A 15409-nucleotide genomic window follows, 5' to 3' on the forward strand; every position below is an offset into this window, starting at 1 on the left:
CCGGCCCGGAGGCACACCCCGCCGCCTCGTACCCGCGCCCACGCCCACGCGGGCGGGGCCCGGAGGCGCCAGGCCGTACCCCCGACACCCCTGGCACCCCACGCCCCACGCCCCACGCCCCGCCGGACGGCATCACGGGCCGTGGTCCGGCTCCGCCCGCCCGTCCGTCCGTCCCGCAGGGAGCGCGGGCCGGCGGGGCGCCCGCACGCACACCGACCTGGAACGGGTACTCCCTCACCATGCAGAACTGGATCACGCGCACCGAGACCGGCGCGGACGTCCCCGCCGTCCGCGAGATCGTCCTCGCCGCCTTCGGTACGCCCGCGGAGGCCGACCTCGTCGACGCGCTGCGCGCCGACGCCGCCTGGATCGACGGTCTGTCCGTCGTCTCCGCCGGCGACGACGGCAGGCCCGTGGGCCACGCGCTGCTGACCCGCTGCCACATCGGCGACACCCCCGCGCTGTGCCTCGCCCCCTGCGCCGTTCTGCCCGAGTACCAGCGCACCGGTGCCGGCTCCGCCGCCATCCGCGCGGCGCTCGCCGCGGCCCGGGAGCGGGGCGAGCGCTTCGTCACCGTCCTCGGGCACCCCGACTACTACCCGCGGTTCGGCTTCACGCGTGCCTCGGCCCACGGCATCGGGCTGTCCATCGAGGTCCCCGACGAGGCGCTGATGGTCCTCGCACTCCACGACGACGCGCTGCCCTCCGGAACCATCCGCTACGCCGCGCCCTTCGGCATCTGACCGCCGGCCGCCCCTCCTGTCGCCCGGCACGGCCGGCGGGACGGCCGACCGCGTCGCCGGAACCGGGTGCACGGCAGCCCCGCGCGGCCCGTCCGATCGCGGACAACAGGCCCGCGGCCCACATACCGGCGACCGAACGGGGCACCCGGACAACTCCCACCGATTCGAGGGAGTTCGCTCGTGATAGTTGTCGCCATCGTCGGCGTGTGTGTCGTCCTCGCCGTACTCGCCTTCCTCGTCCCCCGCTTCTCCCGCCACCCCGAACGCGGTACGCAGCGTTCGCTCGGCGCGGGCGCCCAGGCGGGCGGCAAGGCACCGGGTGTGCTGGGCAGGCTGCTCAGCAAGCCCTTCCGTTCGAGTTCGCGCGCCGTGGGCCGCAGTGGTTCGGCCGGCCGCCGCACGCGCGGACGCATGCCCTTCTGAGGGCCGGTGCCGGAGCCTGCGGCAGCCGCCCGGCCGGGCCCGGCCCCAGCCCCGTCCCGGCGCCCACCCGTCCGAGCCCGACCGCGCGTGCCCGCCGCGAAACCGTCGTGCGGGCCCTGCCCACGGCCCGCACGACGGTTTCGTGGAGGGGCCGACCCGGTCCACCGGGTCGGCCCCTCCACGGAGGCCACAGGACGCCGAGCGGGCGCGCGCGTGACATTCTTGGCGATGCCGGTCCTGTCCGACGGGCACGCGTTCCGTCCATCCGCGCGAGCGACCGCTCCGCCCTGCGAAGGGACCCCCCGTGGCTGATCCCCAGAAGCCGACGGCCTCCGGGCACGGCTCCGACGCGTCCGCGGACGCGGGGCTGCTGACCGGACTACTGGTGGACGAGGAGCGCCCCGAACAGCCCGTGCTGCTGGACCAGGAGGGCAACCCCCTCGCCACCTGGCGCGAGAACTACCCGTACGAGCACAAGCTCCGGCGCCGCCCGTACGAACGGGAGAAGCGGATCCTGCAGATCGAACTCCTGAAGCTCCAGAAGTGGGTACGGGAGACGGGTCAGCGCGTGGTCGTGGTCTGCGAGGGCCGGGACGCGGCGGGCAAGGGCGGCACCATCAAGCGCTTCACCGAGCGGCTGAACCCCCGTGGCGCGCGCGTGGTCGCGCTGGACAAGCCCACCGAGCGCGAGGCGGGGCAGTGGTACTTCCAGCGCTACGTGCCCCATCTGCCGGGCCCCGGCGAGATCGTGTTCTTCGACCGGTCCTGGTACAACCGGGCCGGTGTGGAGCGGGTCATGGGGTTCTGCACGCCGGACCAGTACCAGCACTTCTACACACAGGCCCCGATCTTCGAGAAGATGCTCACCGACGACGGGGTCGTACTGGTGAAGTTCTGGTTCTCGGTGTCGCGCACGGAACAGCGCACCCGGTTCGCGATCCGGCAGGTCGACCCGGTCCGGCAGTGGAAGCTCTCCCCGACCGACCTGGCCTCGCTCGACCTGTGGGACGCGTACACGGAGGCGAAGGTCGCCATGTTCCGTGCCACGGACACCGCCTACGCGCCGTGGACCGTGGTGAAGAACAACGACAAGCGCCGCGGCCGCCTCGAGGCGATGCGCCATCTCCTGCTGCGCTGCGACTACGGGGCCAAGGACGAGAGCGCCGTCGGCAAGGAGGACCCCCTCATCATCGGCGCGGCCAACACCCTGCTGGAGAGCGGCGAGGAGCCGACGGACCTCTCCCCCACGACGCTTTCGCCCCACAGCCACGGTCCCGGCCGGCACCCCCGGGAACCGGAGGCCGAGTCCCGGGAGCCCGGTACGGCGGGCTGACGCGCGCAGTCACCGGAGCCGCGGCCGGACGCGCCGCCCGGCCCGTCACTCCGCCCGCAGCCGGAGGGTCACCCGCATCACGGTCCGGGACACGGCCGTCGACTCCCGGCAGGCGACGACGGCCCGCAGGACCTGGGTGACCGCTCTGACGAGTTCCAGCCGTACCGACCCGTTCCCGTCGGCGCCGAGCCGGGCCTCCGTCCAGGTCGTCGTCGCGCTGACGTCGGTACGCGTCGTGCGGCGCCCGCCCAGCAGGCGCGTCGGCCCCTCGGCGGCGGTGGTGCGCAGCACCGGTACGTCAGCCGCGTCCGAGGTCAGCCGGCCGTCGGCGTGCAGCGTCCAACGCGCCCCTCGGAGACGGTCCCCGAAGTCCCGCGCCCAGGCCGCCCGTCCCGACAGCCCCTCGGCCGACTCGACCGCCGCCGTGCGGTAGGCGCCGGGCGCCGGAGGCGCGGTCCCGGCCGGAGCGGGCGGCGGTCCGAAGGTGGGCAGGCCGGTCGGCGCGGCCGGTGCCGGTGGCGCGGAGGCGCTGGGACAGCTCTCCGGCCGGGCCCCCTCCGCGCCGGGCCGCGCGGACGCGGTCACGCGCGGGGCGGGGTTCCGGTCCCGGGCGTACAGGTCGTCCGCCGTCCCCGGCGCCAACGGCAGCAGACCGACCGTCAGGAGGCAGGCCGGCAGCAGGGCGGCGACCGCGTGGGGCCGGGACGGCAGGAGCCTTGGGCGACCGCCGCCCGACCGCGCCCCGGCAAGGAGCGGCCACAGCAGGACGACGGCGAGCGTCGCCCACCACGCGGGGTCGGCCGTGAGCGAGGAGTGGGCCAGTGCCAGCACATGTCCCGGTACGCGCTCGGGCCGCGCCCCCAGCAGCACGAACGCCGTCGCGGCGCCCAGCGTGGTGAGCAGCAGCTGGACCAGCAGGGCGAACGGCCACAGCAGGGTCAGCAGCAGATGCGTACCCGCCTCCCCGGACCGCAGCGCGCAGCGCGTCCGCAGCCGTACGGGCGGGTGGTGCAGCCGGGCGAGTCCGCCGTGGTCCGCGGCCCCGAGCGACCGCAGGGCGCGTACGAGGCTGTCGGGCCCGCAGGACGCCAGGGCGCGGCGGTCCGCGGCCAGTTCCGCCGACCACAGCGCCGCCACCACGAGGAGCAGCACCTTCGGCACGCTCAGCAGCACCAGGACCACCTGGGCGAGCACCGGACGGGCCGTGGCGTCACCCGTGGCGAAGAGCAGGACGACGGGCACGACGACGAGCCCCGCGAGTACGTACGGCCAGGCGCGGACCAGGGCGACGAGAGGGCTGCCGAGCCCGGCCACGTGCTGGTCGCCCTGGCGCACATGGCCCAGCTCGTGCAGCAGGACCGCGCGGGCGGCCTCGGGGTCGGTGTGCCAGAGGTGGACGAGCGGCGCGAAGACGCCGATCCTCGCTGTGCGCACCCCTGCCGGGTAGACGCGGGCGGAGGGCCGGGACCGGGTGCTGACGCGCAGTTCGACACCCGGCGCGTGCTGCGCCAGTACCGCGGCCATCTGCTCGTGGAAGTACGGCACCGGCGTCTCGCCGACTCCGGGGCGCCGCCGTGCCGGGGGTGCCACCAGCGGGTGGTCGGGCGGGAGCAGCCCGTACCGCCGTTCCACGTGGCGGCAGCGGGCGCGCGGGGCGAGCAGGGCCAGGACCGCCGCCGACAGGAAGAGCAGGGGCAGCAGTTGTACGAGGCCGAGCAGTGTCGTGGTGAGGAGGCCGTGCTGCGTCCCGTCGATCTCCCCGAGTTCGCGGCCGGCCCCGACGGCACGGCCGATGGGGCCGGGCACCTGGATCGCGAAGAGGATCAGGCAGAGCCAGAGCCAGGGCGGGGGCCCCGGAACGTCCGAGGTCCGCGGGGAGGGCCGTACGTCGGGGGCGCGCCGGTGCGGTGGCGCGGTGCGCCGACGCCGGTGTCCGGCCGGCGGAAGGCCCATCAGCGGTCCGTCCCCTCCCGGCCGCGAGGGGTCCGGCGTCCGGCTCTCCGGGCCGTCCGCCCGAGGCGGGCCAGCAGTCCCGAGGCGGCCGAGGCCGCACCGGCCGGGCCGCCGCGCACGGACCGGCGGGGCGGCTCCCGGGCGATGAGCGCGTCGAGGAACTCGGCGACCTCGCCGGGCTCTCCGTGGGCGAGGAGTCGCGCGGTGACCCGGGTCGCAAGTTCGTCCGCCACCGCCGGGTCGAGCCCCCGGGCCCGGAGCCGTGCGCTCACCCGCAGGACCGCCCGCATCACCGCGGCGGAGGGCAGGGCGGGATCGTGCGGGGCGGAGTCGTGCGGGGCGGGCTCGGCACGCGGTTCGGGCTCGGCGTGCGGGGAGGGCTCGGCACGCGCGGCGGTCCGGGCCTTCTGTCGGCGGTCCGGGGCGCCGTCGCGCGGTCGTGGCTCCCCGGGGGGTATGCCTTCGCCGACGGGACCGTCCTCGTCGGGGCGGATGCCGGCTCCCACCGGGCCGCCCCGGCGGCTCCCCGGGCCGCTCAGGGACGGCTTCGGCCCCGCACGGTCGGGTGCGGTGGCGCCGGGTTCCGGGGCGTCGGGCTCCGGGGCGTCGGGTTCGCCGGGCTCCGCCGCGGACCGGGACGTTATCGTCCCGTCACCGTCCGCGTGGCCGGTCCCGCCACCCTCCGGGGCGCCGTCGGGCCTCCCCTCCCTCGCGGCTCCCTCCTCGCTCGCGGCGGTCCCGGCTGTCCCGGCGCGCTCCGCTCTCTCCGCCCGGAGGCCGAGCGTGAGTGCCGTGGCGGCGAGGACGTTGCCGAACTGGGCGCTCCCGAGGGCCGACTTGAGCCACTCCGCCGCGTGGGCCAGCGCGTCCAGGACGTCCGGCAGGACGGTGGCCCCGCCGCCGCCCATGCCCGCGGGCACCGAGCCGCCCCGGGCGAAGAGCCCGCGCCTGGCGCTTCCTCCGGCGGCGTAGGCCCTCGTCGTCTGGGCCGCCATGGAGGCCTCGCCGGGGGCCGCCCAGGTGGCTATGCGGATGCCCCAGCGGTCCAGCCGCTCGGTGTCGGTCACCGGTCGGCTCCCGCGTGCTCGGACGGCGCCCGGCGTCCGAGCCCGGGTATGTGCCCGGCCGGGCCCGTCACTGGGCGGTCCCGGTGAACTCGATCCGGAACTCCAGGAGGCTGTCCGTGCTGGTGCCCTGCCCCGTGAGGGACGCGCCGGAGTCGTCGAGCCGTCCTGCGAGGGTCGTGCCGGAGGCGAGAGCGTGCGGGAAGCCCCCCGGCAGTTGGCCGAGGTCGTCGCGGCAGGCCACGACCGGGGCGGACCAGTTGAGCAGGTTGAGGGCGACCGCCTGTGACGTGTGCGGGTCCGTGAGAGTGGCGTCGAGTTCTCCGTCGGACCAGTCCATGTCCCAGTACGTCAGCAGGGCCTGCGGGTCACGGGGGTTGCCCGCCAGGTCCTGTGCCGATGCGGTGCCGACGGCGGAGGACCAGAAGGAGACCGCGCCCGCGTCGGCCGGATCGCCCGCGGCGAACAGGAGGGAGAACGGGTTGTCCTCGGTCTCACCCCCGCCGGTGCGCGGGCGGCCCAGGTCGAGCGTGGAGTCCACGGTGTAGGTCCGGCTGTCCGCGAGGCGCCGGGAACCGTCGGAGGAGCAGAAGTCGTAGACGTCGACGGCGACTTCGGCGGTGCCGGTGTACCGCGTGCCCCACAGGCCGGCGGCGTCGGGCTCGTCCTGGGTGTCCGGCTCCTCGTCCGGTGCCGCCGCGAGCGGTGTGTCCCGCACGGTCGGCGTTCCCGTGTCCGACGGCGCCGGGGCGGGCTCCGTCGTGGACGGCTGCGCGCCGGCTGCCCCGGTCTCCACCGGGGCGCCGGACGCGACGGCCGGTTCCCGCTTCCCGTCGCCGCATCCGGTCAGCGCCACCGCGAGCAGCACCGCGCACACCGCGCCCGCCGACCTGAACGGGCCTCTTCCGGGCAGCCTTCCGCGACCTGCCATGTCGGGCATGACATCCCCCTCCCCCACACCCGGAGGCTCCCCCAAGAGGCCCCGGGAGAGGGGACGTTACGCTTCGCACTCGATCAACTACAGCGTACAAATCCTTCGTTATCGTTTCGTGCCCGCAGGCGGGGGCGGTGGATGCGCGAGCGGACCCGGGCGTGCCGGGCCGGCGTCTGCGCGGGGCCCGTACGGCCCGGAGTCACCGCTGTGCCGCCGCCGGTCAGCGCCCGCCGGCGTCCTCCCAGGTCTCCGGGTCCCAGACTCCGGATCGGCGCAGCGACTGGGGGCAGTGCAGGAATATCTCGTCGATCTCCATGAGGAGAGCGAGCGAGGGCCTGCGGCCGGCCGCGGTCATGGCGTCGAAGAACGGCGCGTCGGTGAGGATGCGCACCCTGCCGTTGACCCGCAGGACGTCCTTGCTGCCGGGGACAAGGTAGAGCAGGCCGGCGTGCGGGTTGTCGAGGATGTTGCGGAAGCTGTCCCCCCGTCTGTTGCCGGGGCGGTCGGGCAGTGCCAGGACGCCGGGGCTCACCACGTGGGTGAAGCCCGGCCCGTCGCCGCGCGGCGAGACGTCGCAGTTGCCATGGCTGTCGGACGTGGCGAGCAGGCAGAAGGGCGAGCGCTCCAGGAGGGCCCTGTCGTCGTCGGTGAGTCGGTCGTGCACCTTGTCGATCACTATGGGATGCGGTTCCCCGCCCAGGAGTTCACCGAGCTGGTCCGGAGTGGTGAGCTCGACGAAGCCCTCGGCGTCCGGGACGGCGTCCGCGAGCCGCGAGCAGGCGTCGTTGTTGGGGGGCATGGAGGACAAACCGTCTCCCGGATACGAGTGGACGTGCGGATGGATGGGAGTGTGCGTGCGGTGGCGCCGACCCGGAAGCGGCGAAATCCGGCGGGAGCCGGCGGGAGCCGACACCGGACCCTGCGCGGGCGGCCGATGCGGACGACACCGGACCCGGCAGGGGCGACCGGCGGACGCCGCCACCGATCGGGGGCGGAGCCGGAACCGCCGTGGTGGCACTGCTGGTTCAGAGCCCGAGGGCGCCGAGCCGCTCCTCGTACGTGAGGTTCAGGTCCTCGGTGTCGACGGTCGGCTTCTCCCACATCTCGGTGAGTTCCGTCTTCACCTCGGCGGGCAGCGCGTCGTAGCGGCGGCGCCAGCTGTCGGCCTCGGGCATCCAGTAGCCGACGACCTTGAACCGGTCGGTCGCCAGGCCGAGTTCCTTGCGCAGATAGCGGCGGACCGTGCGCAGTTCACCGGTCTGCCCGGCGACCCACACATAGCCGCCGGTGAGGTCCGCGCCGTGCGGGACCCGCGCCGCGACCAGTTCGGCCAGCCTGCTGGGGCCGTGCCCGTTGCCCCCGTACTCCCAGGTCACCGAGTCGCCGGGCCGTGCGGGGAGTTCCAGCCGGGACGACGGCCCGGGCACCTCGACGACGGTCCGGCTCCGGACGCCCTCGGGCGTCTGCTCCAACAGGCGGGCCGCGGCGGGCAGTCCGGTGAGGTCGGTGACCAGGAGCTGCCACGCCAGGTCGGCCGGGGGCCGGTACAACGCGGTGGGTCCGGTCAGTCCGACGGGGTCCCCGGGGCGGGCGGCGGCGGCCCATTCGGAGGCCGCTCCGTGGTCGTGCCGGACGAAGTCGATGTCGACCTCCCCGGCCTCCGGCCGCACCGCCCTGATCGTGTAGGTCCGCATGGGCGCCTCGGGCCGCCCCTCGGGCGTCCGCCATCCTCCGCCGTCCACCGGTTCGGGCAGCGAGAGCTCGCCGCGGTCCGTGCCGTGCGGGAGGAAGACGCGCACGTACTCGTCGCCGGTGCCGGTCGAGGTGAACCCGGCGAGACCGTCGCCGTGGAGGGTGACCCGCGTCATCGTCTCGCTGAGCCGACGGACGGACGCCACTTCCGCGCGGTGGATGGCCACGGGTTCCCTGCGCTTTCCATGGGGGACTTGATCGTTATCGAAGTTAGGCTAACCTAACCTCCCTTCCGCCATGAGGCCACCCCCGCCGCACGCACCGGGAGGGGAACCGATGCGGAAGATCAAATAAGGTTAGGCTAACCTTCGCCTCGTGAGATCTGGTGAAGAGACTGCCGCGCACTCCCGACTGCGTGGTCACGAGCTGTCGGCCCGGAACGTCACCGTGTCGTACGACGGCGTGGACGTCGTGCACGACGCGGCCATCACGCTCCGGCCGGGCGAGGTGACCTCCCTCGTGGGCCCGAACGGCAGCGGCAAGTCGACGCTCCTGCGCACCCTGGCACGCCTGCAACGGCCCAGGACCGCCACACTGTCGGTCGGCGCCGAGGGTGAGGAGGGCGGGACCGACGGACTCGCCCTGACGGCACGGGAGTTCTCCCGCCGCGTGGCCCTGCTGACCCAGGGCCGCCCCACCCCGAGCGGTCTGACCGTGCGGGACATCGTGGAGTTCGGCCGCTACCCGTACCGGGGGCGCTGGGGCAGGCCGGACCCCGGCGGTCCCGCGGCGGTCGACCGGGCCCTCGCCCTGACCGGTGTCCAGGACCTGGCCGGACGCGGCGCCGAGAACCTCTCCGGCGGACAGCTCCAGCGCGTCTGGCTCGCGAGCTGCCTGGCCCAGGAGACCGGCGTGCTCCTCCTCGACGAACCCACCACCTACCTCGACCTCCGCTACCAGGTCGAACTCCTGGACCTCGTCCGCGATCTCGCGGACGACCACGGCATCGCCGTCGGTGTCGTCCTGCACGACCTCGACCAGGCGGCCGCCGTGGCCGACCGGATCGCCCTGCTCAGCGCCGGCCGGATCATCGCCGACGGGGCGCCCGAGGACGTACTGACGCCCGACCGCCTCACCGACACCTACGGCATCAGGATCGACGTGGACACCGACCCGTCGACGGGCCGGCTGCGCACCCGCGCCATCGGCCGCCACCACACCCGAGTTGAAAGGCTCCGCACCACCTCATGAGACACCCCCTCCTCCTCGCAGCCGCCGCCACCGCCGCCGCCCTCGCCCTGACCGCCTGCGGTACGACCGAGCCCGCCGCCACCAGCTCCGACAAGCCGGCGGAGAGCATCACCCTCACCGACGCGACCGGTGCCAGGATCAAGCTCGACGGTCCGGCCAAGAAGGTCGTCGGCACCGAGTGGAACGTCGTCGAGAACCTGGTCTCGCTCGGTGTGGACCCCGTCGGTGTCGCCGACGTCAAGGGCTACACGGCCTGGGACAGTTCGGTCCCGCTCAAGAACAAGCCGAAGGACATCGGCACCCGCGGCGAGCCCAGCATGGACACCATCGCCGGGCTCTCCCCCGACCTCATCGTCGCCACCTCCGACCTGCCGAAGGCCGCCGTCAAGCAGCTCCGGAAGATCGCCCCGGTGCTGGAGGTGCGTGCCGCCGACGCCGCCGACCAGATCGGGCGGATGAAGGGCAACCTCGACCTCATCGCCAAGGCGACCGGCACCACCGCCAAGGCGAAGGAACTGAAGACGGCGTTCGACGCCAAGGTCGCCGAGGGCAAGAAGGCCCTGGCCGACGCCGACCTCGCCGGTTCCGAGTTCGCCTTCGCCGACGGCTACACCGCCTCGAACCAGGTGTCGATCCGCCCCTACACCAGCGGCTCGCTCGTCGGCTCCGTCAACGAGGCGATAGGCCTCAAGAACGCCTGGAAGGTCAAGGGCGACGAGAGCTACGGGCTCGCGACCACCGACGTCGAGGGCCTGAGCGACCTCGGTGACGTGCAGTTCGCGTACATCGGCAACGCCAGCGAGCCGAGCGACCCGTTCAAGGACGACCTCGCCAAGAACTCCGTGTGGAAGTCCCTCCCGTTCGTGAAGGACGGCAACGTGCACCGGCTGCCCGACGGCATCTGGATGTTCGGCGGTCCCGAGTCGATGGAGGCGTACATCGACGCCGTCGTCGGCGCCCTGACGAAGTAGCGCGCCATGGCCGTCACCGCAACGACTCCCGCAGCCCGTCCGACCACGCTCACGTCCACGACGGGCGCGGTCGCGGTGACGGCCGCGCTCGTGGTCCTGGTCGCGGCGCTCGCCGTCGTCGACATCACCCAGGGAACGGCGTCCGTCGGAGCCTCCGAGGTCTGGAAGGCCCTCACCGGCCGCGCGGACCCCGCGGACGCGTCCGTCGTGGTCGCCTCCCGGCTCCCCAGGATGACCGCGGGCCTTCTCGTGGGCATCGCCCTCGGCATGGCCGGCGCCGCGCTCCAGGCGGTCAGCCGCAATGTGCTCGCCGCGCCCGACACCCTTGCGGTGAACGCCGGTTCGTACCTCTCCCTCGGACTGCTCACCGTCACGGGCACGTCCATCCCCCTGCTCGCCTCCTCGGGTGTCGCGTTCGTCGGCGGGCTCGCCGCCGCGGCCACCGTGCTCGGGCTGTCGGGCCTCGGCACGGGCACCGTCCGGCTCGTCCTGGCGGGCAGCGCCCTCACCCTCGGACTCACCTCCGTCACCGAGGGGCTGCTCCTGCTCTACCCCGAGCAGACCAACGGGCTCTACCAGTGGAACCAGGGCAGCATCAGCCAGAACGGCTTCGACGGAGTCGTACAGATGGTGCCCCTCGTCCTGGTCGCGCTGGCAGGCATCCTGCTGCTCGCCCGACGGGTCGACGCCCTCGCGCTCGGCGACGACGCGGCCCGCGGCCTCGGCGTCCCGGTGCGCGGCACCCGGATCACGACCGTCGTCCTCGCGGCCCTGCTGTCCGCCGCGGCGGTCACCCTGGCCGGGCCCATCGGCTTCGTCGGCCTGTGCGCCCCCGCCCTGGTCCGGCCGCTGGCCCGCCGCTTCCGGGGGCTGCTGCGCACCCGGGTGGCCATTCCGGTCGCCGGGCTCGTCGGCGCGGCGCTGGTGCTCGGCTCCGACGTCGTGCTCAGGACCCTCGTGAAGGCGGACACGGCGGTGTCGGTCCCCACGGGGGTCGTCACCAGCCTGGTAGGAGCGCTCTTCCTCGTCACGATGGCGATGCGGACGCGGGACACCACCGGAGTGAGCGCCCCCGACCGGCTGCGCATCCCGAGCAGGACCGTGTTCCTGGCCACCACGGGCGTACTGGTCGTCGCCCTCGTCGGCCTGGTCGTCGCGGGCGTCCTGCTCGGCGACTCCAAGCTGCTGATGGGCGACGTGGTCAACTGGGCCTCGGGGCAGGCGGGCCGGACGGTCTCCTTCGTCCTCGACACCCGGGTGCCGCGCGTCCTCGCGGCGCTGCTGGCCGGCTCCGCGCTGGCCCTGTCCGGAACCCTGGTGCAGGCGGTCACCCGCAACCCCCTCGCGGAGCCCGGAGTCCTCGGCGTGTCCGGAGGGGCCGCGCTCGGCGCCGTCCTGCTGGTGACGACGACCCCGGTCGCGTCCTCGTGGGGTGTCGCCGGCGCGGCGTTCGCGGGAGCGGCGGCGGCCTCGGTCGTGGTGTTCGGGCTCGCCGCGCGCGGCGGGTTCCAGCAGAACCGACTGGTCCTCGTCGGCATCGGCGTCGCGGCGGGGAGCACCGCCCTGATCAGCCTGCTCATCGTCCTCACCGACCCGTTCAACGCCACGAAGGCGCTGACCTGGCTGTCGGGCTCGACGTACGGGCGGACCCTGCCCGACGCGGTCCCGGTGGCGGCGGCGCTCGTCCTGGGCATCGTCGTCGCCGTGCTGCGGCGGACCGAACTCGACCTGGTCTCGCTCGACGACGACACCCCGGCACTGCTCGGCCTGCGGCTTCCGCCGGCCAGGCTCGGGTTCCTCGTCGTGGCCGTCCTGCTCAGCGCCACGGCCGTGGCAGCCGCGGGCACCATCGGTTTCGTGGGCCTGGTCGCCCCGCACGCCGCGCGCGCCCTCGTGGGCCGCAGGCACGTGCGGGTCGTCCCGGTGGCGATCCTGCTGGGCGGCGCGCTGGTGGTGGCGGCGGACCTGATCGGCCGTACGGTCATCGCCCCGGCCCAGCTCGGCGCGGGCCTGATGACTGCGGTCATCGGCACGCCGTACTTCCTGTACCTGCTGGTCCGCAGCCGCCGTTGAGCACACCGGCCCACCCCCGCGGCGGGTTCCCGCGGCACGACGCGGGCGCCGTGTCCCGGCCGCTCGTCCCGGGACGGGCGGCCGGGGCGCGGCGCCCGTCCCGTACGACTCGCCCACCCCGCACACCGTCGCCCGCGCAGGGAGCCGCCCGGAGGCCCGGCACCTGCCCCGCCGATGCCGCCCCTCATTCCGCCTCCGTACGGAACCGGCGACGGGGGGTGGTTCGGCTTCGGGCCGGGACAGGGCTCCTCGCCCGGGGGCCGGTGTCGAGCAGTTGACGGCACGGGATGGTGGCTCCGGTCCGTCGGGGTGCCATGTTCCTGGAGTGGAAACCGCTCAGGCCGGTCAATGCCGGGAAGCTTTGGCCCCAATGAGGACAGAGTATGGACGAGTTCGGAGAAAGTCCCTACTGTGTCGGTCGCGACGGAGACGGAGTCTCATTCGTCCCGTACGCCACTCTCCGTATCCGGTGCGACGGCGCGCACCGGCAGCGGTGGATCTCCTCACTCGTCCATCTGCGTTCCCCCACGGCGGGGAGCGAACAGGAGGCCACGTGTATCCACGGCTGTTATCAGGGCGACTCGGCAGACGCCTGGCCGCGACCATCGTCACTTCGCTTCTGGCACTCGAGCTGTCCGCCCCCACGGGTTCGGCCGCCCCGACCGAACGATCCGTCAATGCCCTTCCTCCGCAGGAGCCGGGTGTCACCTTGCGTGTCTTCGACATGCAAGTACCGCTCGAGAAGCTGTGCGAACTGAAGCCCGGCCAGACTCCGAACATCGACAAGCTGATGCCGGTGATCGACTGGTCCTCCGACGCGGACTTCGGATTCGGCGCCAACTTCGTCTCGCAGACGATCGCCAACCTCGACGTCCCCACGGCCGGGACATACACCTTCCGGCTCACCACCGACGACGGTTCCCGGCTGCTCGTCGACGACCAGGTCATCATCAACCACGACGGGTTGCACGGCGCCGATCCGAAGGACGGCAACGTTGTCCTGACGGCCGGACACCACTCCATCCGCATCGACCACTTCGAGAGGAACGGCGGGCAGCAGGTCACCCTCGCCTGGAAGCCGCCCTCCGCCGCCGACTTCACCGTGGTACCCAACTCGGTGCTCAGCACGGACGCCGACGTCGTCCGGGTCACGGCTCCGGGACGCAAGGAATGCGAGCTGGCCGGCGATTCACCGGGCGACGGCCTGCCGCTGACCGGCGTACACCCGAACTACACCCTGACCAACCTGCGGCCCACCGGGTTCGAACCGCAGGTCTCCGCCATGGACTGGCTTCCCGACGGCAGGCTCGCCGTAGCCACCTGGGGCGGTTCGCAGAACACGACGGGGGAGGTCTACCTGCTCAACAACGTCACCGGAGACACCGGACCGGACAAGGTGACGCGCAAAAGGGTGGCCTCGGGTCTCAAGGAGCCCATGGGCATCAAGTACGTGGACGGCAAGCTGTACGTGTCCCAGAAGCACGAACTGACCGAGCTCAACGACACCGACGGCGACGAGGTCACCGACACCTACCGGCGAGTCGCCACCTGGCCCCATGGCGGCAACTTCCATGAGTTCGCGTTCGGCCTGCTGTACAAGGACGGCTTCTTCTACCTGAACCTGTCCGTGTCCATCAACTACGGTGGAGCGACGACGAATCCACAGCCCGCGCCGAACCGCGGCACCACGATAAAGGTCGACAAGGCCTCCGGGGCGGTCAGTTACGTGGCCGGCGGCCTGCGCACCCCCAACGGCATCGGATGGGGCCCCGAGGGTGACATCTTCGTCACCGACAACCAGGGCGGCTGGCTGCCGTCGTCGAAACTCGTCCGGGTCAGGCAGGACAACTTCTTCAACCACTACACCAACCCCGCGGGGCCCTTCGACTCCCGGAACGTCACCAAACCGGTGCTGTGGCTCCCCCAGAACGAGATTGCCAACTCCCCCAGCACGCCACTGCAGTTGGACAGCGGGCCCTTCGCCGGCCAGATGCTCTTCGGCGACGTGACCTACGGTGGCATCCAGCGCGGATACCTGGAGAAGGTCAACGGCGAGTACCAGGGCGCCGTGTTCCGCCTCACCCAGGGCCTGGAAGTCGGAGTCAACCGGATCAGTGTCGGGCCCGACGGCGCGCTCTACGTCGGCGGCCTCGGAGCGGACGGCAACTGGGGCCAGGAGGGCAAACTCAAGTTCGGCCTGCAGAAGCTGACACCGTCCGGCAACGGCGCCTTCGACATCCGTCAGATGCGTGCCGTCGACGGCGGATTCGCCATCGAGTACACCCAGCCGCTGTCGACCGGGACCGCCGCGGACCTGTCCGTCCGCTACAAGGTGAAGCAGTGGCGCTACGTGCCCCGGTCCGACTACGGCGGCCCCAAGGTCGCCGAGGAGACGCTGACCGTCCAGTCGGCCACCGTGTCCGGCGACCGCAGGACGGTCACCCTGGCCATCCCCGGCCTCAAGCCCAACCGGGTGGTCCACCTCCGCTCGGCCCGCCCCTTCAGCTCGGCCGACGGCAAGCAACTCTGGAGCACCGAGGCCTGGTACACCCTGAACCAGCTCCCCGGTACGCCATCGCGCACCGGAGAGGTGAAGGGTGTCGGCAGCAAGTGCCTGGACGTGGACAACGCCAACACGACCGACGGCACGAAGGTCCAGATGTGGACCTGCAACAGCACCGCGGCCCAGGAGTGGTCCCTGCTCGGCACGGGGGCGGTTCGCGCACTGGGCAAGTGCCTGGACATCGACAACTCGGGCACGGCCGACGGCACGAAGGTGCAGCTCTACACGTGCAACGGCACCGCGGCCCAGATCTGGCAGCCCCAGACCAACGGAACGCTGCGCAACCCGCAGTCGGGCAAATGCCTGGACGTCTCCGGCGGCGCATCGGCCGACGGCACCGCGGTCCATCTGTGGACGTGCGGCAGCCAGCAGAGTCAGAAGTGGGTCCTTTCGTAGAGGTTCCACCGGA

Annotated in this window: 12 protein-coding genes; 7 read left to right on the plus strand and 5 right to left on the minus strand. The window is 73.1% G+C overall.

The genetic code is table 11. The features are described 5' to 3' along the window. Window positions 1-239 precede the first annotated feature (239 nt). The 3 genes from IE265_RS33465 to ppk2 all read left to right on the plus strand — a co-directional run bounded on the left by IE265_RS33465 (window position 240) and on the right by ppk2 (window position 2499). A complete protein-coding gene (locus IE265_RS33465) occupies window positions 240-743 on the plus strand; it encodes a GNAT family N-acetyltransferase (protein ID WP_190039520.1) in 504 nt (167 codons plus the stop codon). A gap of 180 nt (window positions 744-923) precedes the next feature. After that, complete coding sequence (locus IE265_RS33470) at window positions 924-1166, plus strand: DUF6411 family protein (RefSeq protein WP_190039521.1); 243 nt, start codon at window positions 924-926, stop codon at window positions 1164-1166. 304 nt (window positions 1167-1470) lie between these two features. Continuing rightward, window positions 1471-2499, plus strand: a complete 1029-nt coding sequence (gene ppk2 / locus IE265_RS33475; protein ID WP_190039522.1) for a polyphosphate kinase 2 — start codon at window positions 1471-1473, stop codon at window positions 2497-2499. Window positions 2500-2544: 45 nt separating this feature from the next. Here the strand turns inward: ppk2 and IE265_RS33480 are convergent, their stop codons facing one another. From IE265_RS33480 to IE265_RS33500, 5 genes are all read right to left on the minus strand, one after another. Continuing rightward, complete coding sequence (locus IE265_RS33480) at window positions 2545-4452, minus strand: M48 family metalloprotease (protein WP_190039523.1); 1908 nt, start codon at window positions 4450-4452, stop codon at window positions 2545-2547. After that, window positions 4452-5519 carry a hypothetical protein gene (locus IE265_RS33485; RefSeq protein ID WP_190039524.1) on the minus strand — a complete coding sequence of 356 codons (1068 nt, stop codon included), beginning with the start codon at window positions 5517-5519 and terminating at the stop codon, window positions 4452-4454. Before IE265_RS33485 ends, IE265_RS33480 begins: the two co-directional genes overlap by 1 nt. 67 nt (window positions 5520-5586) lie before the next feature. Further along, a complete protein-coding gene (locus IE265_RS33490; protein WP_190039525.1) occupies window positions 5587-6447 on the minus strand; it encodes a hypothetical protein in 861 nt (286 codons plus the stop codon). Between the two features lie 223 nt (window positions 6448-6670). Next, window positions 6671-7249, minus strand: coding sequence for an MSMEG_1061 family FMN-dependent PPOX-type flavoprotein (locus IE265_RS33495; RefSeq protein ID WP_190039526.1), 579 nt, complete (start codon window positions 7247-7249; stop codon window positions 6671-6673). Window positions 7250-7475: 226 nt separating this feature from the next. Further along, window positions 7476-8369, minus strand: coding sequence for a siderophore-interacting protein (locus IE265_RS33500; RefSeq protein WP_190039527.1), 894 nt, complete (start codon window positions 8367-8369; stop codon window positions 7476-7478). A gap of 148 nt (window positions 8370-8517) precedes the next feature. On the opposite strand from IE265_RS33500, the gene IE265_RS33505 reads away from it, so the two are divergent. The 4 genes from IE265_RS33505 to IE265_RS33520 all read left to right on the plus strand — a co-directional run bounded on the left by IE265_RS33505 (window position 8518) and on the right by IE265_RS33520 (window position 15396). Further along, window positions 8518-9393, plus strand: a complete 876-nt coding sequence (locus IE265_RS33505; RefSeq protein ID WP_190039528.1) for an ABC transporter ATP-binding protein — start codon at window positions 8518-8520, stop codon at window positions 9391-9393. After that, complete coding sequence (locus IE265_RS33510; RefSeq protein WP_190039529.1) at window positions 9390-10364, plus strand: ABC transporter substrate-binding protein; 975 nt, start codon at window positions 9390-9392, stop codon at window positions 10362-10364. The genes IE265_RS33505 and IE265_RS33510 overlap by 4 nt, the downstream gene beginning before the upstream one ends. 6 nt (window positions 10365-10370) lie before the next feature. Beyond that, window positions 10371-12437, plus strand: coding sequence for an iron ABC transporter permease (locus tag IE265_RS33515; RefSeq protein ID WP_190039530.1), 2067 nt, complete (start codon window positions 10371-10373; stop codon window positions 12435-12437). Between the two features lie 553 nt (window positions 12438-12990). Beyond that, entirely contained in the window at window positions 12991-15396 is a 2406-nt protein-coding gene (locus tag IE265_RS33520; RefSeq protein ID WP_373303081.1) for a ricin-type beta-trefoil lectin domain protein, read from the plus strand. Window positions 15397-15409 lie beyond the last annotated feature (13 nt).

Source organism: Streptomyces fructofermentans (genome assembly GCF_014651055.1).
GTDB classification, from domain to species: domain Bacteria; phylum Actinomycetota; class Actinomycetes; order Streptomycetales; family Streptomycetaceae; genus Streptomyces; species Streptomyces fructofermentans.

Bases quoted from the DNA above. Each gene is read 5' to 3' on its own strand.
- IE265_RS33495 (WP_190039526.1), bottom strand. From the start codon at position 7,249: ATGCCCCCCAACAACGACGCCTGCTCGCGGCTCGCGGACGCCGTCCCG.
- IE265_RS33490 (WP_190039525.1), bottom strand. From the start codon at position 6,447: ATGGCAGGTCGCGGAAGGCTGCCCGGAAGAGGCCCGTTCAGGTCGGCG.
- IE265_RS33515 (WP_190039530.1), top strand. From the start codon at position 10,371: ATGGCCGTCACCGCAACGACTCCCGCAGCCCGTCCGACCACGCTCACG.
- IE265_RS33480 (WP_190039523.1), bottom strand. From the start codon at position 4,452: ATGGGCCTTCCGCCGGCCGGACACCGGCGTCGGCGCACCGCGCCACCG.
- IE265_RS33510 (WP_190039529.1), top strand. From the start codon at position 9,390: ATGAGACACCCCCTCCTCCTCGCAGCCGCCGCCACCGCCGCCGCCCTC.
- IE265_RS33465 (WP_190039520.1), top strand. From the start codon at position 240: ATGCAGAACTGGATCACGCGCACCGAGACCGGCGCGGACGTCCCCGCC.